The 20,061-nt window shown below is 64.4% G+C and carries 15 protein-coding genes and 1 pseudogene; 4 read left to right on the top strand and 12 right to left on the bottom strand.

Annotation, left to right across the window (positions count from 1 at the left end):
• The 8 genes and pseudogenes from CFB82_RS00735 to CFB82_RS00700 all read right to left on the bottom strand — a co-directional run.
• A pseudogene (locus CFB82_RS00735) lies at positions 1 to 834 on the bottom strand (hypothetical protein); the annotation flags it as partial.
• A gap of 21 nt (positions 835 to 855) precedes the next feature.
• Positions 856 to 1,143 (bottom strand): PAAR domain-containing protein, encoded by a 288-nt coding sequence (locus CFB82_RS00730; RefSeq protein WP_069246799.1) that lies wholly within the window; start codon positions 1,141 to 1,143, stop codon positions 856 to 858.
• 1 nt (position 1,144) lies between these two features.
• Complete coding sequence (locus CFB82_RS41850; RefSeq protein ID WP_143750859.1) at positions 1,145 to 2,518, bottom strand: hypothetical protein; 1,374 nt, start codon at positions 2,516 to 2,518, stop codon at positions 1,145 to 1,147.
• A gap of 130 nt (positions 2,519 to 2,648) precedes the next feature.
• The gene (locus CFB82_RS00720) at positions 2,649 to 6,206 is read right to left on the bottom strand and encodes a type VI secretion system Vgr family protein (protein WP_089483198.1); all 3,558 of its coding nucleotides are present in this window, start codon (positions 6,204 to 6,206) and stop codon (positions 2,649 to 2,651) included.
• A 635-nt stretch (positions 6,207 to 6,841) separates the two neighbouring features.
• On the bottom strand, positions 6,842 to 7,636 hold the full coding sequence (gene eutC, locus CFB82_RS00715) for an ethanolamine ammonia-lyase subunit EutC (protein ID WP_069246796.1): 795 nt from the start codon (positions 7,634 to 7,636) through the stop codon (positions 6,842 to 6,844).
• Positions 7,633 to 9,030, bottom strand: coding sequence for an ethanolamine ammonia-lyase subunit EutB (locus tag CFB82_RS00710; protein ID WP_069246795.1), 1,398 nt, complete (start codon positions 9,028 to 9,030; stop codon positions 7,633 to 7,635). Before CFB82_RS00710 ends, eutC begins: the two co-directional genes overlap by 4 nt.
• A 97-nt stretch (positions 9,031 to 9,127) precedes the next feature.
• Positions 9,128 to 10,540 (bottom strand): ethanolamine permease, encoded by a 1,413-nt coding sequence (eat, locus tag CFB82_RS00705; protein WP_069246794.1) that lies wholly within the window; start codon positions 10,538 to 10,540, stop codon positions 9,128 to 9,130.
• Between the two features lie 317 nt (positions 10,541 to 10,857).
• Positions 10,858 to 12,321, bottom strand: a complete 1,464-nt coding sequence (locus CFB82_RS00700; protein WP_069249193.1) for a mechanosensitive ion channel — start codon at positions 12,319 to 12,321, stop codon at positions 10,858 to 10,860.
• Positions 12,322 to 12,597: 276 nt separating this feature from the next.
• On the opposite strand from CFB82_RS00700, the gene CFB82_RS00695 reads away from it, so the two are divergent.
• A complete protein-coding gene (locus tag CFB82_RS00695; protein WP_069246793.1) occupies positions 12,598 to 13,476 on the top strand; it encodes an AraC family transcriptional regulator in 879 nt (292 codons plus the stop codon).
• Between the two features lie 86 nt (positions 13,477 to 13,562).
• Here the strand turns inward: CFB82_RS00695 and CFB82_RS00690 are convergent, their stop codons facing one another.
• Both CFB82_RS00690 and CFB82_RS00685 read right to left on the bottom strand, forming a co-directional pair.
• Positions 13,563 to 13,931 (bottom strand): zinc ribbon domain-containing protein, encoded by a 369-nt coding sequence (locus tag CFB82_RS00690; protein ID WP_069246792.1) that lies wholly within the window; start codon positions 13,929 to 13,931, stop codon positions 13,563 to 13,565.
• 10 nt (positions 13,932 to 13,941) lie between these two features.
• Positions 13,942 to 16,050: a heavy metal translocating P-type ATPase gene (locus tag CFB82_RS00685; RefSeq protein WP_231937736.1), complete on the bottom strand. Its 2,109-nt coding sequence runs from the start codon at positions 16,048 to 16,050 to the stop codon at positions 13,942 to 13,944.
• Positions 16,051 to 16,077: 27 nt separating this feature from the next.
• On the opposite strand from CFB82_RS00685, the gene CFB82_RS43855 reads away from it, so the two are divergent.
• The 3 genes from CFB82_RS43855 (at position 16,078) to CFB82_RS00675 (ending at position 17,734) form a co-directional block, all read left to right on the top strand.
• On the top strand, positions 16,078 to 16,602 hold the full coding sequence (locus tag CFB82_RS43855; RefSeq protein WP_256990265.1) for a hypothetical protein: 525 nt from the start codon (positions 16,078 to 16,080) through the stop codon (positions 16,600 to 16,602).
• Between the two features lie 59 nt (positions 16,603 to 16,661).
• The gene (gene cadR, locus CFB82_RS00680) at positions 16,662 to 17,093 is read left to right on the top strand and encodes a Cd(II)/Pb(II)-responsive transcriptional regulator (RefSeq protein ID WP_011350541.1); all 432 of its coding nucleotides are present in this window, start codon (positions 16,662 to 16,664) and stop codon (positions 17,091 to 17,093) included.
• Between the two features lie 68 nt (positions 17,094 to 17,161).
• Positions 17,162 to 17,734: a PadR family transcriptional regulator gene (locus CFB82_RS00675; RefSeq protein WP_069246790.1), complete on the top strand. Its 573-nt coding sequence runs from the start codon at positions 17,162 to 17,164 to the stop codon at positions 17,732 to 17,734.
• Positions 17,735 to 17,779: 45 nt separating this feature from the next.
• Here the strand turns inward: CFB82_RS00675 and CFB82_RS00670 are convergent, their stop codons facing one another.
• On the bottom strand, positions 17,780 to 19,210 hold the full coding sequence (locus CFB82_RS00670; RefSeq protein WP_069246789.1) for an FAD-binding oxidoreductase: 1,431 nt from the start codon (positions 19,208 to 19,210) through the stop codon (positions 17,780 to 17,782).
• Positions 19,211 to 19,225: 15 nt separating this feature from the next.
• Positions 19,226 to 20,014 carry an ABC transporter substrate-binding protein gene (locus tag CFB82_RS00665; RefSeq protein WP_089483196.1) on the bottom strand — a complete coding sequence of 263 codons (789 nt, stop codon included), beginning with the start codon at positions 20,012 to 20,014 and terminating at the stop codon, positions 19,226 to 19,228.
• Positions 20,015 to 20,061 lie beyond the last annotated feature (47 nt).

Here is a 20,061-nt window from a genome sequence, read left to right as displayed (position 1 = left end):
CATGCCATGCGGCCCATCATGTCTCGCGCTCAACTGCAGTGCATTTCTTCTCGCCGAACGCGCGACACCTGCCGCTGTCTCACGCCGAATATCTCGCGACGCCGATTCTCGTACAGGTCGCGACATAACACTAGAGGCAAACGGCGAGTCGCTTTTGTCCGTGAACCAGTTCTCCGCAAAGTTCACGTTGCGGTCGTTGTCGATCCATCGAACACGGGGCCGCCCTGGCAACTTCAAGCACTCCCACACAGCCTTGACGTCCGTCGACCATTCCTGTCGGTCGCACTGCATCACGATTTCGAATGAGTTGCTGCGCGCCGCCTCAGCCAGCCGCGCCGCCAGTGGTGTCAAAAGGGTTTCCAGCAGGCTGCTGACGCGTGATGCGACGTGGGTTGCGTCGACGCCTCCAAGCAACATGACCTTCCCCGGATTCTCCGGTGGACTGCCTTCCAGTTTCAGCATGCGTTCGGCCAGGTCGGCTTCGGGCGTGAGAATGACACTGTCGAGCACGGCCATGCCTGCACGGCTGAGTCGCTGCCATCGGACCAGCAAATGCCAGCGCGCCGCATTCCTGACCGCTGCCTCAAACGCCAAGCCGTCGTAAAACGTCGAATAAAGCGCGGCGCAGATCGTGAGCCAAAAAGTAAGCGGGACCGTCAGCGCGGATCGCATGAATTCCGGCGAGCCAACCGGTTTGCCCGCCGGCCACGTTGTCACCGTATAGGCCAGGCACACGCCCTCGATCACGAGGAACAAGACGAGGTAGACCCATACAGGCGGCGGCTTAGGGTGCTGCCACTCGGGCGGCACGCGTTGATCCCAGCGAAATTTCATCGCGTCTCCGTGAATATCGCGTCACGCTTCGATCATCGAGTGGCGCTGCGATGCAATCAGCCGCGGCGAGGAATTGCACGCGCACCGGCAAAGGTCGTCTTCGAGCGCGGGCTGTTTGTCGCTCAGTTCATGGTCCGAGCGCTCACCGACCGGCTCGATCCGGCCAATGGTGTTGCACGCAGGACATTGGACCCGCGCGCCCACATGGCTCAACTTGCGATCGTCGAGTTCAACGTCATCGAGGCCGTCAAGCACGACGCCGTTCGCCGTCGTCCGGTCATGCTGATAGATCAGGGCACGTTCGCGCATTTCAGACTCCCACCCATTCCCATTCAGCGTTGCCGGCGTCGCTCGGAATCGACGGCATCGGCTGGCCGCGCCGCATCGTGACGATGCGGGACAGGTCATAGCGATATTCCGGCGTCGAGTAGTCGGCATTCGCGCGCACGCGCGCCACCCATCGGCCGCCACGCGGACACGGCGCGCCGGGCAAGCTGAACTGCTCCGTGCCTTCGACATAGGCGGACGAGAATGGCTTCGTGGGGGTCGGGGCACTGCCTTCCCATACCCATTGCACCGGCCCATCGAGATGGACGCCGTCCCCGGACTCCATCGGCATCGTCATGCTGTCGGTCGTGGCGATGTCGCCGGCCTTGAATGGCATCACCTGCAAGCTGCGGTAGCTGCCGCCGGAATTCAGACGTACGGCTCGATACAGGCCGTCCTCCGCGAACGTCTCACCGGGCTTCACCGCGTGATATGACATGTTTGCGCGATGCATGGCCTCCCACTGCTCACGCTCCTGTGGCGTTGAAGGATAGTCATGGTCGAAAGCTATTTGGCTTTTAATAGGACTGAAATCGACGTGCGTTGACAGCCCCCAGCCATAGCCCTCGTATTCTATTTTCATAAAAGCCACACCGGAAATCTCGTACACACCTTTTAAAATTTTATTATCCGGAACAGCCTCGATCTTCAAAATCCTACCTTCACCAGGATTGAGCACGACAAATCCATCAGGAAATTCTTTTTTATTTATCAGTGTTTTACCAGCCAAATTAAAGCCCCAATCATCGCGAGGCTGCATCTTCCCAAGCTCACTAAACGGCGCAACGGCAAGCCCCCCACCCCGAGTATTGCCAGGCAATAGATCTGGCGTTTTAAATTTAATCCATCGTTTGCCGGAATTGATAAATTTAATCGACACAGTGTAATGATCGCCCTTATGCTCGATACTCACCGTCTCGAAATCCAACTTGATGATCTTTTGACCATCCGAGCATGCCTGCTCGGATAGCCTGAGAGGTGCATCAAAAACCTGACGCCTGAAACGCTCTGGAATCAGACGCAATGAACCTGATCTCCGTACGGCTTTACCTTCGTCTTGGCAGATAACGCTAAATGTTGCGGCCGGATCATGGGTTTCTGGTCCGCCGGACTGAATATCCTTGTCACACAGAGTGTGAGCTACGTCTTTCAGTTGCCGCGCCTCTTTATTCTGCAGACTGAGAACGAAAACACCCACACCCGTTTGTGATTCGTCGTTGACAGTATCCCCTTTGGCAAAATAAAACCTTCCTTCGCCATCAAAAGTCATTTCTCTCGAACCATATTCAAGGCCACCGGACCACGAAAGGGAAAATGCACCAGGCTTCATGGCACTGTTGCCGAAATCATTCGCCATAACGAATCCACCCCCCATCCATACAAGAATTATCAACAGAGCCAGCTTTCGAACTGCGTTAGAAAACTGCAAATCACTCCTGCCCGACGAGAGTAGTCCCCATATTTGGGGCTCGTCTTTCGTTATCTGTTCATGCTTTCTTGACTGGCGCGTCATAGCCGACCCTCCACAACTTGTTGGTATGAGCGGAGAACCACCTACGGATGTATTCGAGGTAATACGGGGAGATCGTCGCCGTCGGCTGAAGACATCCACCGCCCATCAGATTGGTTTCAGTTTCAATAATCCAGAACGTATTCTTATCTTTATTTGCATCGGCAAGCGCAAAATCGATATTCACGCCATCCCCAACATAAATCGAGTGAACAAATCCCCCTTGCCGCCAGTATTCGTCAGGAAAATTAAAGAGATGCCCAATTTCATGTGCTTTTGTTTGCGTAACCCTTTCCGTATATCGCCCAGTTGCCACCTGCTTCTGATACTCTTTTTCCGGCCAATTCATAGCATCTGCCCGCTCAGTCGTCGGATACAGGCTAATGGTGATGTTCGGGTTGAGCGCTGGCGCGTCAGCTGCCCTTACCACCTGCACATCAGCACAGAATTTGACGGCGATTCGGCAACCGCAGGCACCCCCCTTCTGACAGCCATCAAGAATCAGCTTGTAATTACCTTGATTCAAGGTCTTTTCAATCTGGTTCTTGTAGGTTGAGGCGTCAACTTCCTTCGGATCACGTTCGACCTGTATCAAGCCATGCTCGGCAAACGATTTTCCGGAATTGGCTCCATTCCTGAACGTTTCATATTGCACTATAATGTACCGGTTATTTTCGTCGCGCGACGGCTCCCCTGTTGCCCGATTCATTTTCACCAGCAGTCGCGGCACCAATGCGGCAACGACCTTCGCCGTCAACATTTTATTACTCGCATCGTAGGTGAACTGGCATGTGGTGAGCGCTGTTCCGGCACACATAACCGGATCGTCACCATTTTTAAGTCGCTCAGTTCTCGTCCAACCGTATTTCTGGTATGTCGGTGTCTCCCGCATCATACTGACTGACTCACTAAAATCAGCCAGTTGCCAATTACACGGAGCGGGACTTAATAGCTGAATCGGATCAAGCCTAATGCACTTTTGTTGCTCATTGTCCGAATCGTTAACTGTCAGGCCGCGATTGCTTGACACTCCTGCTTTCGCACTTGATTTCCCACCAAAGATGCCCCCCAGAAATGATGGTGGCACTGTTGCGTCGGTATCTGACGCCGGGACGGGTGGCACGGCCCCAGTATTACCCTGTGCCCCCATTTGCGACGGGTTCGGCTCAAGTGCCAAGGCCGGCGCTTGTACAAAATTCGGGTTGGTACGCCAGACCTCACACTCCGTCTTGAACGGCACGAAAGCCGGCGCGAACGCCGCGCCGCTCAGGTCCAGTTGAGCCGGCCCGGTCTTCTTCAAGCCACTCGTCCTGAAGTGCACACGGCCGCGCGTGCCCATCTCGATCCCTTCCGGATTCACGCGGATATACGAGCCGCCGACGCTGAGCAGGATTTCCTTCGGCGACTTCACGTGCAAAACGCCATTGACCGTTTCGACCGTCATGTCTTCCTGCGCCGCAAGCTGCATGCGGCCTCGCTGGGCCTGCACAATGACCTCGCCGGCCGACGCGATCAGGCTCATGCCCTCCCGCGCGAACAGTGACAACAGACCGCCCGCAGCGGCGGTGATCCTCTTGAGCGCGCTGAAGTGGACTCCTTTCTTCGCGGTCCCGATGATCGAACCATCGGCGGCGAGTTGCACACCGTCGCCCGAGACCACGCCAACCGGTCCCGGTGCAGTCACGACCGCACCCGGCCTTTTCAATTCGTCCAGCCCGTCGCTGATCGCCTTTTGCGCCCGGGTATCCGCAGGCGATGCCTTCGACGCCTCGGCCGACTTCGCCAGCGATTCGGCTAGCGCCAACATTTCCTTGAGTTGCGCGACCGTCTCGGCCATATCAAGCTGCTTGCCCACGCCGCCCGGCCGGTCGTAGGCCGTCACCATCACGCCTGCGCCGCCTCGCGCAACCGCATGCCCTGAAGTCCGCAGTTCGGCACCCGCGCCTCGCTGGTTCAGTGCGCGGTCCACCATATGGCCGAGATGGAGTTGCGAGCGGCCGGAGTGCTCCGTACCGAGTTCGATGCCTTCCTGATTGTCCCAATCGTCCATCCAGAACTTGTTGCCGGATTGCGTTCGGATCTCGTTACGCGACATGCGCCGTCGTGACGAATTAATCAGGTCGGGGCGCTCGCTATTGTGGATAAAAGCCGCAATAAAGGGCTTGTTCGGATTGCCTTCGCGAAAGCCGATCAGTGCTTCGTCGCTGTCCAACGCGGGCATGTGCATGCCCGTATGGTTCCTGCTTGCGAACGGCTTGGCGAGCCGTAACGGAACGCTTTCCCCACCCTTGGGCCAGTTGCCGAAGTCGCAGTGAAACCGCGCAACGTACTCGCCTTTGTCGGTCAGGTAGGCGAATTTGTACTTGTCAGGCGACGTAATAGTCGCGCCTAGCGTGCCGGGAATTTTCGGCCACCGACGCTCGTCAATTTCCCGCCGGTACGGACGATCGGCCGGAATCGCCGTGAAGCTGTTCACGTAGCTCGCGTTCCGCGCGCCGCGATGCACAACCGTTGTCACAAACATTGCCGCGCCGGCATCCTCGAGCGCCCGATCAGACTGCACGATGCTGCCAGGCCGGATCGCCAGCACGGTCGACTCCACCGAGTAACGAATCTGGCTGGCACGTGCCGCTTCATGGCGCAACTGCGCCTCGCGTTTGGCCCCTTTGGCGTCGTCGTGATGCGTGCCCCAGAAATAGGGCTTGCCGATCATGGTCTCGTCGTCCGATACGGCGCGGTCCTCGGCACGGAAGCGCTCCCACGCCTGCTCGGGGTTGTAGTCGGCAACCACATAGGATTCCGGCACGACGCGCGAGCGGACCTTGAAGGAAAAAATCGCTTCCTCGAAGGTCGCCAGCCCGGCAGTGGGACGATCCAGCACAGGTATCGCGGGGCGCATATAGCCGTCAACGTCGTCCGCGATCACCAGCACGTCGCCGTGCTCGCCGGTCCTCGTGTAGCAGTACAGGCCCGCTTGCTCCATCTCGAGCTTGATGTAGTCCCAGTCGCCCATGTTGTACTGGAAGCGGAATGAGTGCCTGGGATGCTCGCGGCGCAGATTGAATTCGACCTGTATCCAGAAGCGGAGGTCGTAACGCGCCAAAATCTCCTTGATGATTTCCCACGAAGCCATTCCCTGGTACGTGGCGCAATTGCTCGGGCCGTCCATGACGGCCAGATGCTGGCGCATCACAATACGGTAGGTGTAACCATCACGGGATTCCGATACGGAGTCGAACTGCGTCACGAAGCCGGTAAATTCGCGCTTGGCGCGTCCGTCCTCGGGTTGAACCGAAAATTTCGCGAGTTGCCCGAGCACCATCTTTCTCGGAATCGCAATCGGTGCGGCAACTACCGCCTTGACGCTGTACGGCTCGCAGATCGCCTCGCGCACGACCCACGATACGACCGACACCGTGGGCATGGGAGGCAGTTCGCCCGTCTCCGGCTCGCGCTTCGACTTGCGCCGCATCAGCTTCAGATGCGCGGATTGCCGCCCCGTCAAATAACTTGTCACGCGATCGAATCCCGTCATTCTTACCCTCGTTATATCGGGCGCCAGCCATATCACATCGAAACGCGGCCGCTATCCATGGACAAACCATTGCGGAAAATCCGCAACAAATGAATTGAGACCAACCGAATCAACCAATCCGATTTAATCGCGCGTCAATCCAAGAATCGCTTTCGCCTTGGCATCACCCGGATGGTGCCGCTGGCCTTGGTCACGCGTGCAGCAAGTGAGCTGCTGGTGAAGGAACGATGGGGCGGGACATTCGACTCGTCACTCATCGGGTCTCCTTTCTCGACAAATCGGTGATGGTTGCGCCACACGAAATTTGCGCGAATGAGAAAGATGAATCAATCAGACGAATTCGAAATTCGCAATGCGAATTTTCGAGAGCGCTGACCGGCGTCAAATGCGCCAGTAGTCGCGCACTTTCAGGGCCGATGAGCCCGGAAGCCGTGCAAACGATCGAGGTAGTGGTTTGCCAGGTGCGCGAAACCTATTCGACGGACCGATCGAGACGGAGCGCAGCAATGCCAAGATGCGCGGCACTTGCAGCGCTCGCGCCGTCCCGCGTGCGGCAAGCAATCAACGTGTTGCGCCGAGCCGGCAGTTGTCGCCGAAGCTGCGGGTGTTTATTGACTTTCGATGCGAGTGGCTATTCACGCATCCCCGATCCGCTCCGCCTCCGCCTGCGGCAACAACGCATCACTGTCGTCCTTCAGCCCGACACCCGTCAGCCCGAGCCGGCGCGCGTGCGTCATCAGGTAATGCAGCTTGTGCGCGGCCCCCGCGTACGGCAGCCCTTCGGGCCGCACGTTCGAGATGCAGTTGCGCAATGCATCGTGGCAGCCGACCTTCGGCGCCCACGTCAGGTACACGCCGAGGCTGTCCGGCGAGCTGAGCCCCGGCCGCTCGCCGATCAGCATCGCGACGACCTTCGCGCGCAGCAGCTCGCCGATCTCGTCGCCGAGCGCGACACGCGCCTGCGTCGCGACCACCACCGGGCCGATCCGCCAGCCGTCCGCATCGAGCCGCGGCCGCACCGCCTGCAGCAACGGCAATGCCTGTTTCGCGGCCGCGAACGCCGACAACCCGTCGCCGACCACGAACACGACGTCAGGCCCATCGCCGCTCACCGCATCGCCGTGCGCAGCCAGCAGCGCGCGCCCTTCATCCGACAGCTTGCGGCCGAGGTCGGGCCGGCGCAGGTAATGCTGGCGATCGGGCGCCGCGCTCTGCACGCCGAGCGTCGCGAAGCCGGCTGCCTCGATCTCCCGCCGCAGCGCGTCCACGTCGAGCGGCTGGTGCACCGCGTCGCGCGCCTGCGCATGCGAGAGGTTGAACGCGAGCAGCGGCGCGGTCGGCAGGCTGTTGCCCGCGCGACCGAGCGCGATCCGTGCGTTCGTGAACGACTTCAGCTGCGCCCACGGGTTCTTTTCGACGGCGTCGCTCATGCCGAAATCCCCATCCAGTCGTTCGCGCCCGCGAGCAGCGGCACGCGCGACGTCGCCGCGCGCAACGCACCGTGCGCGTCGGCGATCTCCATCGTCTCCAGCCACTCCTCGAATTCCGGCGCGCGGCGCAGGCCGAGCACCTCGCGCACGTAGAGCTGGTCGTGGAACGACGTGCTCTGGTAGTTCAGCATCACGTCGTCCGCGCCCGGAATCCCCATGATGAAGTTGATGCCGGCCGCACCGAGCAGCGTCAACAGCGTGTCCATGTCGTCCTGGTCGGCTTCCGCGTGGTTCGTGTAGCAGATGTCGCAGCCCATCGGCACGCCGAGCAGCTTCCCGCAGAAGTGATCCTCGAGCCCCGCACGGATGATCTGCTTGCCGTCGTACAGGTATTCGGGCCCGATGAAGCCGACCACCGTGTTCACGAGGAACGGGTCGAATTTGCGCGCCACCGCATACGCGCGCACTTCGCAGGTCTGCTGGTCGACGCCGAAGTGCGCGTTCGCCGACAGCGCACTGCCTTGCCCCGTCTCGAAGTACATCAGGTTGTTGCCGACCGTGCCGCGCTTGAGCGACAACGCGGCCTCGCGCGCCTCGCCGAGCAGCGCGAGCGAGATGCCGAAGCTCGCGTTCGCCTTCTCGGTGCCCGCGATCGACTGGAACACGAGATCGACCGGCGCGCCCTTCTCGACCGCCGCGATCGTGTTGGTCACGTGTGTGAGCACGCACGACTGCGTCGGCACGCCGTAGCGTTCGCGGAACCCGTCGATCATCGCGAGCAGCTTCACGATCGCCGCGAGGCTGTCGGTGGCCGGGTTGATGCCGATCATCGCGTCGCCGCAGCCGTACATCAGCCCGTCGAGCATCGATGCGGCGATGCCCTTCACGTCGTCGGTCGGGTGGTTCGGCTGCAGCCGCACCGACATCCGGCCCGGCAGCCCGACCGTGTTGCGAAAGCGCGTGACGACGCGGCGTTTCCTCGCCGCCGCGATCAGGTCCTGGTTGCGCATCAGCTTCGACACGGCCGCGACCATCTCGGGCGTGAGGCCCGGCGCGATCCGTTCGAGCGCCGCGCCGTCGGCGGCCGGCGACAGCAGCCAGTTGCGGAAATCGCCGACGGTGAGGTGCGAGATGTCCGCGAAGGCAGCCGCGTCGTGATCGTCGACGATGAGGCGCGTGACCTCGTCGTCTTCATACGGGATCACCGCTTCGTTCAGGAATGCCTTCAGCGGCACGCCCGCGAGCGCGATCTTCGCGGCGACGCGCTCCTCCTCGCTCGCCGCCGCGACACCGGCGAGCTGGTCGCCGGAACGCAGCGGGCTCGCCTTCGCGAGCAGCGTCTTCAGGTCCGCGAAACGGTACGTGCGCGGGCCGATCGTCTCCGTATAGGACATCGTTCGAATCTCCTTGCCAAATGCCGACGGCGCGCCCGTTCGACGGGGCGCGCCGGATGCCGTCAGGAACGGCCTTTCACGTTCACCTTCACCCTGCTCATTCCTCCAGCAGCGCGTCGCCGGGCGCACTCGCACGCTGCGCACGCGTCGCGAGGAAGTACGCGTAGCCGAACGCGAGGAAGCCGAGGAACACCAGCGCGACCAGCCCGTTGAAGTACACCATCGTTCCGAGACAGACGAACGCGGCCAGGATCGCGAACGCCGGGAAGATCGGGTACAGCGGCGCGCGGAACGGCCGTGCCATGTTCGGCTGCGAGCGACGCAGCTTGAACAGCGACGCCATGCTCACGATATACATCACGATCGCACCGAATACCGACATCGTCACGATATTCGCGGTCAGCGTCTGCCCGCCGAACTGGATCAGCTCGTCGCTGTAGATCGCCGCGATGCCGACCACGCCGCCCGCGAGAATCGCGCGATGCGGCGTCTTGAAGCGGGGATGCACCTTGCCGAGCCATTCGGGCAGGTAGCCTTCGCGGGCCAGCGCGAAGATCTGGCGCGAATAACCGAGGATGATCCCGTGGAACGACGCGACCAGCCCGAACAGCCCCAGCCACACGAGCATGTGCATCCAGCCGCTGTTTGCGCCGACGATGTACTTCATGGCCTGCGGCAGCGGATCGTTGATATTCGCGAGCTTGGTCCAGTCGCCCGCGCCGCCGGCGAACACCATCACGCCGATCGCCAGTGCAACGAGGGTCAGGATCCCGGCCACATACGCGATCGGGATCGAGCGCTTCGGGTTCTTCGCTTCCTCGGCGGCCATCGCGACGCCTTCGATCGCGAGGAAGAACCAGATCGCGAACGGGATCGCCGCGAACATCCCGTGGAACGCGCCCATGCTGAAATGATCGGCGCCCGACCAGCCGCCCTTCATGAAATTGCTCCACGCGAAGCCCGGCGACACGACGCCCATGAACACCAGCAGCTCGAAGATCGCGAGCAGCGTGACGACCAGCTCGAAGGTCGCCGCGATCTGCACGCCGACGATGTTCAGCGCCATGAACACGAGATACGCGCCCATTGCCGCATGCTTGGGCTCGAGGCCCGGGAACTGCACGTGCAGGTACGCGCCGATCGCGAGTGCGATCGCGGGCGGTGCAAACACGAACTCGACGAGTGTCGCGGCACCGGCGAGATAGCCGCCGGTCGGGCCGAATGCACGGCGCGCATACGCGAACGGGCCGCCCGCATGCGGGATCGACGTCGTCAGCTCGGTGAAACTGAAGATGAAGGTGGTGTACATCGCCGCGACGAACAGCGCGGTGACGACGAAGCCCAGCGTGCCGGCGCTCGCCCAGCCGTAGCTCCAGCCGAAGTACTCGCCGGAAATCACGAGGCCGACCGCGATGCCCCACAGTTGCCAGGTCCCGAGCGTCTGCTGCAGCGCGGGCTGGCCGGACGACTTGGCGCCGGCGGCGGGCCGGCCATTCGACTCTGCTTTCATCGGACTCTCTCCTCAAAGGCGCCGGGCCTGGCGGCCTGCGCGACTGAGAATCGATGCTAGAGAGTCATTAAACGACGTGTTATCGAAATTCGGCAAAGATCGCGGCTGACATTTCGCTTGCAGAAATGCAGACCCGGAACGGCTGACGCAGCCGATACGCCGCAGGGGGCACAGCGACAGCCTTCGCCGACAGCCGGGCGCCGCCGGCGCCGCACGCGCGAACGCTGTCGCGTGCCGTTCTCGCCCGGCGGGATACACACGCAGCCGCCGTGCCGTCCGGCCATGCAGCGCGGCCGGACGGATGCTCGACGGTGGCTTTACTGGCCGCCGCCGCGCTGGTTGAACCAGCGGTCGAGCAGCTTGCCGGCCGCTTCGCGACCGCCGAGACCGAACGACAGCGCCACCGCCACCGCGATCGCGCCGAGCACGAGGCCGAATGCAAGCTGGACGATCTCGTTCGCGATGCCCATCGCACGCAGCCCCATCGCGAACACGAGGCCCAGGATCGCGAATTGCGCGATGCGCGCGAACAACACGCTGTGCTCGCGGTCGGCCTGCTCGATCACGCGGCGCGCGAGGCCCGCGAGCCACACGCCGATCACGAGGATCACGCCGCCCATCAGTACGTGGCCGCCGAATTCGATGAAGAGGGTGACGACGTCGCGCACCTGCGTGAAGCCGAGCCGGTTCGCGGCTTCGACCGACGCGAACAGCATCGCGAAGAACACGATCAGCCGCGCGACCAGCACCGACGGCTGCAGGATCCCCGAGAACACGCGCTCGACGCCGAGCACGGCCGGCAGCCCGTCGGCGCCCGCGGCTTCCAGCAGCTTCTGCGCGAGCGACGCGACGAAGCGCGCGAAGTAGAACGTCACCAGCACGATCACGATCGCCGCGACGATGTCCGGCACCGCGCCGAGGAACTGGTTCAGCATGTTGGTGGCCGGCACCGAGATCGCGTCGATCTTCAGCGCGTCGAGCGCGGAGATCAGCGTCGGCACGAACACGAACACGTAGACGATCGTGCCGACCAGGCTCGATACGCGCACGGGCGTCGGGCTGTCGAGGCGCTGCGTGAGGCGGTCGGCGCCGGCGGCGACGAGCAGGTTCGTCACGAGGCCGCGCAGCACGCGCGCGACGATCCAGCCGACGAAGCCGATCACCGCGGCCGCGAAAATGTTCGGCACGATCGCGAGCAGCTTGTCGACCATCCCCTGCACCGGCGACAGCAGCCCCGACAGCGCGAACGATCCGAGGATCGCCGGCAGGAACATCAGGATCACGAGCCAGAACAGCACGTCGCCGAGATAGCCGGTCATCGGCTGCATGCCGGCGCCTTCGGACAGCTTGTCGTCGATCTTGCTCGCCTTCAGCGCGCGGTTCGCGAGGCTGCGCAGCAGCGACGCGATGAGCCACGCGATCAGCGTCAGCGCCGCGCCGCCGATCAGGTTCGGCAGGTAGTTGACGATATGCGTGACGAGCAGCGAGAACGGGTTGGAGACCGCATACAGGTTGAGCACGTTGAAGATGCCCACCGCGGTGACCAGCAGCACGAGCCAGAACAGCCCGCCCGCGATGATGCGCTCGACGTAGGCGCCCTGGCCGGTGCTTTCGTTGATCCGCTGATCGACCTTCAGCGCGCCGAGCAGGCGCATCGCGCCGGCCCGCACCGCGACGGCGATCAGCCAGCCGATCACCAGAATGCCGATCGCGCCGGCAATCTTTGGCAGATACCCCCCTAGCGTGGTCTGCAGCGACGTGATGAAGCTGGAAGCATCCATTTCTTCTTCTCCCGAAAACGTGGTGTTGCGATTGAACATCGACGAACTACCTGCGTACTTCGAAAAACGTGCTGCCCCGACGGAGCAACTTACCCGAGAAAAATGACGCGATCACCCGATTTCACCGTCTTTAACTTTAGTTCTAGATCTCGGAGGGGCAAGACCCCATTTCGCCAAAATAAAAAGGGCTCGATTCGTTGGCCTCCTACGCATTTCCGCAAGATTTATCAAATCGGGCCGTGCTACCGTGACGTCGGTTCCTGCCCGGACACGCCGATGACCGTCGAAACGAAACCCGACCAGCCCGCCTGGATCCGCTACGCGGCGAGCGTGGCGCGTGTCCACGAATACATCCACGCACACCTCGACGGCCCGCTCGACCTGAACCGGCTCGCCGAAGTCGCGTGCCTGTCGCCGTATCACTGGCAGCGCGTCTATCGCGCGCTGTATGGCGAGTCGATCGTGCAGACGGTGCGGCGGATGCGGATCGTGCGCGCGTCCGAGGATCTCGTATGCACGGCGCGGCCGATCGACGAGATCGCGCGGCGTGCCGGCTACGGTTCGACGCACGCGTTCGCGCGGGCGTTTCGCGACGCCTACGGCGTGCCGCCCGTGCAGCACCGGCGCACGGGCAGCCACCGGCCCATCTATCCGTTACAGCGAGGAGAAGAAGACATGTTCAAGCATGAAGTCGAGATCCGGCGGCTGCCGGAATTACACGGCTATGCAGTGGCGCACACCGGGTCGTACCTGAAGGTCGGCGACGCGTTCGCTCGGATCGGTGCGTGGGCCGGTCCGCGCGGGCTGATCGGCCCGGGCGCGAAGATGATCGGCATTTTTTACGACGATCCGGACACGAAGCCCGAGGCGCAGCTGCGCGCAAAAGCCTGCTTCATGCCGGCCGATGGCGCACCTGACATCGAACCCGCGCCGCCGGTGGAGCGCACAACGGTGGCAGGCGGCGAATATGCGGTGCTGCTGCATACGGGGCCGTATGCGGATCTGAAGACGGCCTACCAGTGGCTCTACGGCGACTGGCTGCGTCACTCGGGCCGCGAAGCCGCCGACGCGCCGCCGTTCGAGCTGTACCTCAATACGCCGATGGATGCGGCGCCGGCCGATCTGCGCACGGAAATCTACCTGCCGCTGCGCTGATCGAAAGGCCGGTGCGCGCCGGCCCTGAAACGAAGCGCGCCGGCCGGCGTCCGCACGCCGCCGGCGCGGATGGCCGACACACCGACTTACGCAGCCTGCGTCCCGCACCCGGGACAGAACCGCGCGTCGGCCGCCAGCGCCGAGTGGCAGCGGCTGCAGGACTTGCCGCGTTGCGCGGCACCGCACTGCGCGCAGAAACGCGCGTCCGACGCATTGAGCGCGCCGCAGCCCGCACAGGCGAGCTGGCTCAACGGCACGTTGCCGCCACCCTGCGCGCCTCGGCTATCGGCCGGCGCCTGCCAGCCCCAGCCATGGCGATTGCGGCCCCGCGCATCGTGACCGCCATGCCCGTCCCGGCGCTGCCCGCCGTGATGCCCGCCACCGTGGCCGCTGTTGCCGTGCCCGCCGCCATGGCCACCGCCGTGGCCGCCCAGGATTCGTTTCAGAAAGCTCATCGCCTGCTCCTCAACGCCTGGCCCGCGCGCCGCCGAACGCCCCCGAGGACGACAGCAGCCGCAAACCGTTGGCCACGACGATCAGGCTTGCGCCCGCGTCGGCGAAGACCGCCATCCACATCGTGCCGAGCCCCGCGACCGTGAGGCCGAGGAACACGATCTTCACGCCGAGCGCGAAGCCGATGTTCTGCACCAGTACGCGATGCGTCGCACGCGACAGCCGCACGAACGCGGGAATCTTGCGCAGGTCGTCGTCCATCAGCGCGACGTCGGCCGTCTCGATCGCCGTGTCGGTGCCCATCGCGCCCATCGCGAAACCGATGTCGGCGCGCGCGAGCGCCGGTGCGTCGTTGATCCCGTCGCCGACCATCCCGACCGCACCCGCGCCGCCGGCCGACAGCTCCTCGACTGCCGCGAGCTTGTCTTCCGGCAACTGGTTGCCACGTGCGTCGTCGATGCCGGCCTGCTGCGCGATCGCCTGCGCGGTATGCGGGTTGTCGCCGGTCAGCATCGCGGTGCGGATGCCGAGCGCATGCAGATCGGCGATCGCTTCACGGCTCGTGTCCTTGATCGTGTCGGCCACCGCGAAGATCCCGAGCACGCGCGCTGCGTCGACCAGCACCACGACGCTCTTGCCCTGCCGCTCGAGCGCATCGAGCTTCGCTTCGAGGGCCGTCGAGCAGCGCTCGAGCTCCTCGACGAGCCGGTGGTTGCCGAGCCAGTAGCGCGTGCCGTCGATCGTGCCGCGCACGCCGCGCCCGACGATCGCTTCGAAGTCCTGTACATCGGCGAATGCCGTCGTACCGGCATCGCGGGCAGCCGTTGCGATCGCCTGCGACACCGGGTGATCGGAGCGCGCTGCGAGGCTCGCGCCGAGGTGCCGCACACGTGCGTCATCGGCGTCGGTCGCGTGCAGGTCGAAGTCGGTCTGCACCGGCTTGCCGTGCGTGATCGTGCCGGTCTTGTCGAGCGCGAGCCAAGCGAGCTTGCGCCCTTCTTCCAGGTACACGCCGCCCTTCACGAGAATCCCGCGTCGTGCGGCTGCCGCGAGCCCCGACACGATCGTCACCGGCGTCGAGATCACCAGTGCGCACGGGCACGCGATCACGAGCAGCACCAGCGCGCGGTAGATCCAGTCGTGCCACACACCGCCCATCAAGAGCGGCGGCGCCACCGCGACCAGCAGCGCGACCGCGAACACGATCGGCGTGTAGACGCGTGCGAACTGGTCGACGAAGCGCTGCGTCGGCGCCTTCGCGCCTTGCGCTTCTTCGACCGCGTGGATGATCCGCGCGAGCGTCGAGTTGGCCGCGACGGCCGTCACGCGATAGTCGAACGAGCCCGATTCGTTGATCGTGCCCGCGTACACGGCGTCGCCGGTCGTCTTTTCGACGGGCAGGCTCTCGCCGGTGATCGGCGCCTGGTTCACCGTCGAGCGGCCCGCGACGACTTCGCCGTCCAGCCCGATCCGCTCGCCCGGCTTCACGCGCACGACCGCACCGAGCGCCACCTGCGCAGCCTCGATCGTGCGCCACGACCCATCGGCGCCCTGCACGGTCGCGGTGTCCGGCGCGAGCTGCATCAGCCCCTGGATCGCATTGCGCGCCCGGTCCAGCGACTTCGCTTCGATCAGCTCGGCAATCGTGAACAGCACCATCACCATCGCAGCTTCCGGCCACTGGCCGATCGCCATCGCCCCCGTCACCGCGATGCTCATCAACGCGTTGATGTTCAGGTTGCCGTTGCGGATCGCGATCCAGCCCTTCTTGTACGTGGTGAGCCCGCACGCGAGCACCGCCGCGAGCGCAAGCGCCGCCGACAGCCACACGGGCAGGCCCGCCCAGGTCGCGCCTTCGGACGCGATCGCGGCGACACCGGCCAGTGCCAGCGGCCACCACGGCTTCGCGGGCGCGTCAGCGACGCGCGCGGCCGGCGCGCCGGGCGCTGCCGCCTCGGGCGTCATCCCGAGCGAGCGGATCGCGCCTTCGATCGCCGGCTGGGCGTCCGGCACGTGCTCGACCGTCAGCATCCGCTGCATCAGGTTGAATTCGAGCGCCGACACTTCGCTCATCGCGCCGAGCTTCTTGCGGATCAGCGTTTCCTCGGTCGGGCAGTCCATCTGCATGATCCGGAATGCGGAGCGCACGTGACCCGACGCGGTCGCCTGCGCAACCGGCAGCGGCGCGAGCGTCAGCGCGGCAGGCGCGCAGCAATCGCCTGCCGCGTGGTCGTGGTCGTGGTCGTGGTCGTGGTCGTGGTCGTGGTCGTGGTCGTGGTCGTGACCGGCATGGTCGTGCGCGGCGCTGCCGTGTGCACGGGCGGCGCCATGGACATGCCCGTCGCCGTGCTCGTGTGCATGCTCATGACCCTGGTCGTGGTCGTGTTCCCTGCCGCTGCCGTGGCTGCAACCGGCGCCATGGACGTGACCCTCTTCACGACCCGCGTGCCCGTGATCATGTTCATGATCGTGGCTGTTGGCACGCGACTGCGCGCCGCGCGCTGCAGCGACCTCGCCGTGCGCGTGCTCGCCGGCCGACGGCGCCGCATCGGCAACGGTCGCCGTATCCGTATCGTGCGCGTCGGCGCAGCACGGGGCGGCGCCGCCGGCATGACGGTGTCGTGGGTCGTGGGTACGCTGGGCGTCGGTCATGACAACCTCCTCAATGGCTAACGGTGTAGAGTTAACACCCTGAAGCCACTACAAGGTCAACCCTTGCACGGGAGAAAGGTATGAAGATCGGCGAACTGGCCAAAGCGGCCCGCTGCACACCCGAGACGATCCGTTTCTATGAGAAAGAGGGTCTGATGCCGGATGCGGAGCGCACCGACTCGAACTACCGCAACTACACCGACGTGCACGTCGAGCGGCTGCGCTTCATCCGCAACTGCCGCGCGCTCGACATGGCGCACGACGAAATCCGCGCGCTGCTCCAGCTCACCGACACGCCGGCCGACCCCTGCGATTCGATCAATTCGCTGCTCGACGAGCACATCGGGCACGTCGATGCGCGCCTCGCGGAACTCACGCACCTGCGCGACCAGCTCACCGAATTGCGCCGCCAGTGCGTCGGCGAACATTCGGTCGAGGATTGCGGCATCGTGCACGGTCTCGCGACGATGGAAACCGTTGCGCCGGCCGCGAAGCGCTCGCACCTCGGCTGAAACCCTTGTGAAATATGATAGTCTGGATGAGAATAGTTATATTCTTACTAGATATTGAATAACTATTCATGTCCACCAGTCGCCCGTCTCCGCTTGCGCTGGCCGTCCTCGCGACGCTCACCGAAACGCCGATGCATCCGTACGGGATGCTGCAGCAACTGAAGGCTCGCGGGTACGACGAAGTCGTCAACGTGCGCCAGCGCACGAGCCTCTACCAGACGATCGACCGGCTGCTGCGCGACGGGCTGATCGCCGTGCACGACACCGAGCGCGACGGCGCGTTTCCGGAGCGCACGCTGTATGCGCTGACCGAGGCCGGGCACACGGCCGGGCAGGCGTGGCTGCACACGCTGCTCGCGGAGCCCGCGCGTGAATTCCCGGCGTTCGGCGCCGGTCTCGCGTTCCTGCCGCTGCTCGACGCCGAAGATGCACGCCACCAGCTGGAGCTTCGAATCACGCGGCTCGACGCCGAGCGCGAGCGCCTCGAAACGCTGCGCGCCACCGCGCAGGCCGATCAGGTACCGCGCCTGTTCCTGCTGCAGAACGAGCATGCGCTCGTGCTGCTCAATGCCGAACTCGACTGGGCGCGCAGCGTCGTCGAACACCTGAAGATCGGTGCGCTGCGCTGGGTGGATGGTTGACGGATCGCGCAGGCCGATTCGCACGAACAACGGCGATCGGTCTCGTTAAAGCACTTTGCCGGGATTCAGGATGCCGCACGGATCCAGCGCGGCCTTCAGTCTTCGCATCAATCCGATTTCCGCGTCGCTGCGCGTATGCGCGAGATAAGCGCGCTTGAGCACGCCGATCCCGTGCTCGGCCGACACCGAGCCGCCCATGTCCCGCACCACCGCGTACACGCAGTGATCGAGCGCATCGAGGTCCGTGTCGGTCATCCCGGCCAGCGACACGCCGATATGCACGTTGCCGTCGCCGACGTGGCCGAAGAACAGGCACGTGGCGTCCGGCCAGCGCGCCCGCAGCGCCGCCTCGCAGCGCTCGGCGAACGCGCCGAGTTCGCCCGTCGGCAGGCTCACGTCGAAGTTGACGAGATGCGGCAGCGCGTCGATCGCGAGTCCTTCACGCAGCGTCCACAGGTCGCGCGCCTGCCGCTCCGACGTCGCGAGCACCGCATCTTCCACGAGCCCTGCGTCGAACCCCGCCGCGAGACCGGTTTCCAGCGCATGATGCGCGTCGCCGCCCGGCGCGCTCGTCGCGCATTCGATCAGCACCGCGAAGCCAGCGTCGCCGACAAACGGCGCCGAAACACCCGGCGTATGACGCGCGACGTAGTCGTAGAACGCCGGCCACATCGCCTCGAAGCTGACGACCTCCGGCAGCGTGCGCACGCGGTTCCACAGCGCGACCACCGCGTCGTAGTCGCGCACGCGGCAGAGCGCCGTGGCCGGCGCGGCCAGCAGCGGATGCAGCCGCAGCACCGCGCGCGTGACGACGCCGAGCGTCCCCTCGCTGCCGATGAACAGCTGCTTGAGGTCGTAGCCCGCATTGTTCTTCAGCATCCGGTTCATCGACGACACGACCGTGCCGTCCGCGAGCACCGCCTCGAGCCCGAGCACCTGCTCGCGCATCATCCCGTAGCGGATCGCGCGCGTGCCGCCCGCGTTGGTCGCGAGCATGCCGCCGATCTGGCATGAGCCGCGTGCGCCGAGATCGACGCCGAACGTGAAACCCGCCGCTTCCGCGGCTTCCTGCACCGTCTGCAGCGGCGTCCCGGCGCGCACGGTCATCGTGCCGGCCGCCGCGTCGAGCGCCTCGATGCCCGCGAAGCGCTCCATCGACAGCACCGCCTCGCCGCCCAGCGCGACCGCGCCGCGCGCGAGCCCCGTCAGGCCGCCCTGCGGCACGACTGGCTGGCCCAGACGCGTGCACAACGCGAGCGTGCGCGACACGTCGTCGATGCTGCGCGGGCGCACCAGTGCACGCGGCCGCGCGCCGGCCGGCTCGTTGTACGCGGTGAAGTAACGCGGATCGATGTCGGCCGAGCGGGTCACGAGCGCATCGCCCAGTTCGGCGACGAGCAGGGCTTCGACCGCATCACCCGACAGCGATGCGCCGCCCTGTTCGCCACCCGCGGCGGCCGTGTGCCGGTTCTGCATCGCGCGCGGCTCCGCTTACTTCGCCGAGATGTCGATATCGCCGAAATACTTCAGGCCGAGCGACTTCACCGTGCCGTCCGCCTTCAGCTTGTCGATCGCCGCATCGAGTTTCGCCTTCAGCGCGCTGTCGCCTTTTCGCAGCCCGAATGCGATGCCGCTGCCGAGGATCTTGTCGTCGTGCACGGGCTGGCCGACGAACGAGAAGCCCTTGCCGTCCGGACGCGACAGGAAGCCGCGCTGGCCGGACGGTGCGAGCACGAGCGTCGCGTCGAGACGGCCGGACACGAGGTCCGCGTATGCCTGGTTCTGGTCCTGGTACGCGACGACCGCGACGCCGGCCGGCTCCCAGTGCGCCTTCGCGAAGGTTTCCTGGATCGACGCCTGCAGCACGCCGACACGCTTGCCTTTCAGCGATTCCGGCGTCGGCAGCAGGCCGCTGCCGGTGCGTGCGATCAGCTGGGTCGGCACGCGATAGATGATCGTCGTGAAGTCGATCGCCTGGCGCCGCTGCTCGGTCGCGTTCATCGCCGAGTTGATCGCGTCGAACTTGCGGCCCTGCAGCGCGGGAATCAGGCCGTCGAACGACGTCTCGACCCATTTGCACGACAGCTTCGCCGTCTGGCACACCGCATTGCCGACGTCGACGTCGAAGCCTTGCAGGTCGCCGTTCGGCGCTTTCGATTCGAACGGCGGGTATTGCGCCTCGAGGCCGAAGCGCAGCGTCTGCGCCTCGGCGAGCGCTGCGCCGGAGCCGATTGCGCACGCGAGTGCGAACGCGAGTTTCAGGGTGGCCGTGTGCTTCATCGTGATCTCCTGTGTCTGGTCGGTGCGACGCTCCCGTCGCCGGTTTA

The sequence above is a fragment of the Burkholderia sp. HI2714 genome (assembly GCF_002223085.1).
Lineage (GTDB): Bacteria > Pseudomonadota > Gammaproteobacteria > Burkholderiales > Burkholderiaceae > Burkholderia > Burkholderia lata_D.
Note: the sequence above shows the minus strand (reverse complement) of the source record. Positions and strands in the feature narration are given on the sequence as shown.

Coding starts and splice junctions, on each gene's coding strand:
- CFB82_RS00700 (WP_069249193.1), bottom strand. CDS start 12,321: ATGGATGCTTCCAGCTTCATCACGTCGCTGCAGACCACGCTAGGGGGG.
- CFB82_RS00730 (WP_069246799.1), bottom strand. CDS start 1,143: ATGCGCGAACGTGCCCTGATCTATCAGCATGACCGGACGACGGCGAAC.
- CFB82_RS00710 (WP_069246795.1), bottom strand. CDS start 9,030: ATGTCCTATACGGAGACGATCGGCCCGCGCACGTACCGTTTCGCGGAC.
- CFB82_RS00720 (WP_089483198.1), bottom strand. CDS start 6,206: ATGACGGGATTCGATCGCGTGACAAGTTATTTGACGGGGCGGCAATCC.
- CFB82_RS00665 (WP_089483196.1), bottom strand. CDS start 20,014: ATGAAGCACACGGCCACCCTGAAACTCGCGTTCGCACTCGCGTGCGCA.
- CFB82_RS00675 (WP_069246790.1), top strand. CDS start 17,162: ATGTCCACCAGTCGCCCGTCTCCGCTTGCGCTGGCCGTCCTCGCGACG.
- cadR (WP_011350541.1), top strand. CDS start 16,662: ATGAAGATCGGCGAACTGGCCAAAGCGGCCCGCTGCACACCCGAGACG.
- CFB82_RS00695 (WP_069246793.1), top strand. CDS start 12,598: ATGACCGTCGAAACGAAACCCGACCAGCCCGCCTGGATCCGCTACGCG.
- eat (WP_069246794.1), bottom strand. CDS start 10,540: ATGAAAGCAGAGTCGAATGGCCGGCCCGCCGCCGGCGCCAAGTCGTCC.
- CFB82_RS41850 (WP_143750859.1), bottom strand. CDS start 2,518: ATGGCGAATGATTTCGGCAACAGTGCCATGAAGCCTGGTGCATTTTCC.
- CFB82_RS00690 (WP_069246792.1), bottom strand. CDS start 13,931: ATGAGCTTTCTGAAACGAATCCTGGGCGGCCACGGCGGTGGCCATGGC.
- eutC (WP_069246796.1), bottom strand. CDS start 7,636: ATGAGCGACGCCGTCGAAAAGAACCCGTGGGCGCAGCTGAAGTCGTTC.
- CFB82_RS00670 (WP_069246789.1), bottom strand. CDS start 19,210: ATGCAGAACCGGCACACGGCCGCCGCGGGTGGCGAACAGGGCGGCGCA.
- CFB82_RS00685 (WP_231937736.1), bottom strand. CDS start 16,050: ATGGACTGCCCGACCGAGGAAACGCTGATCCGCAAGAAGCTCGGCGCG.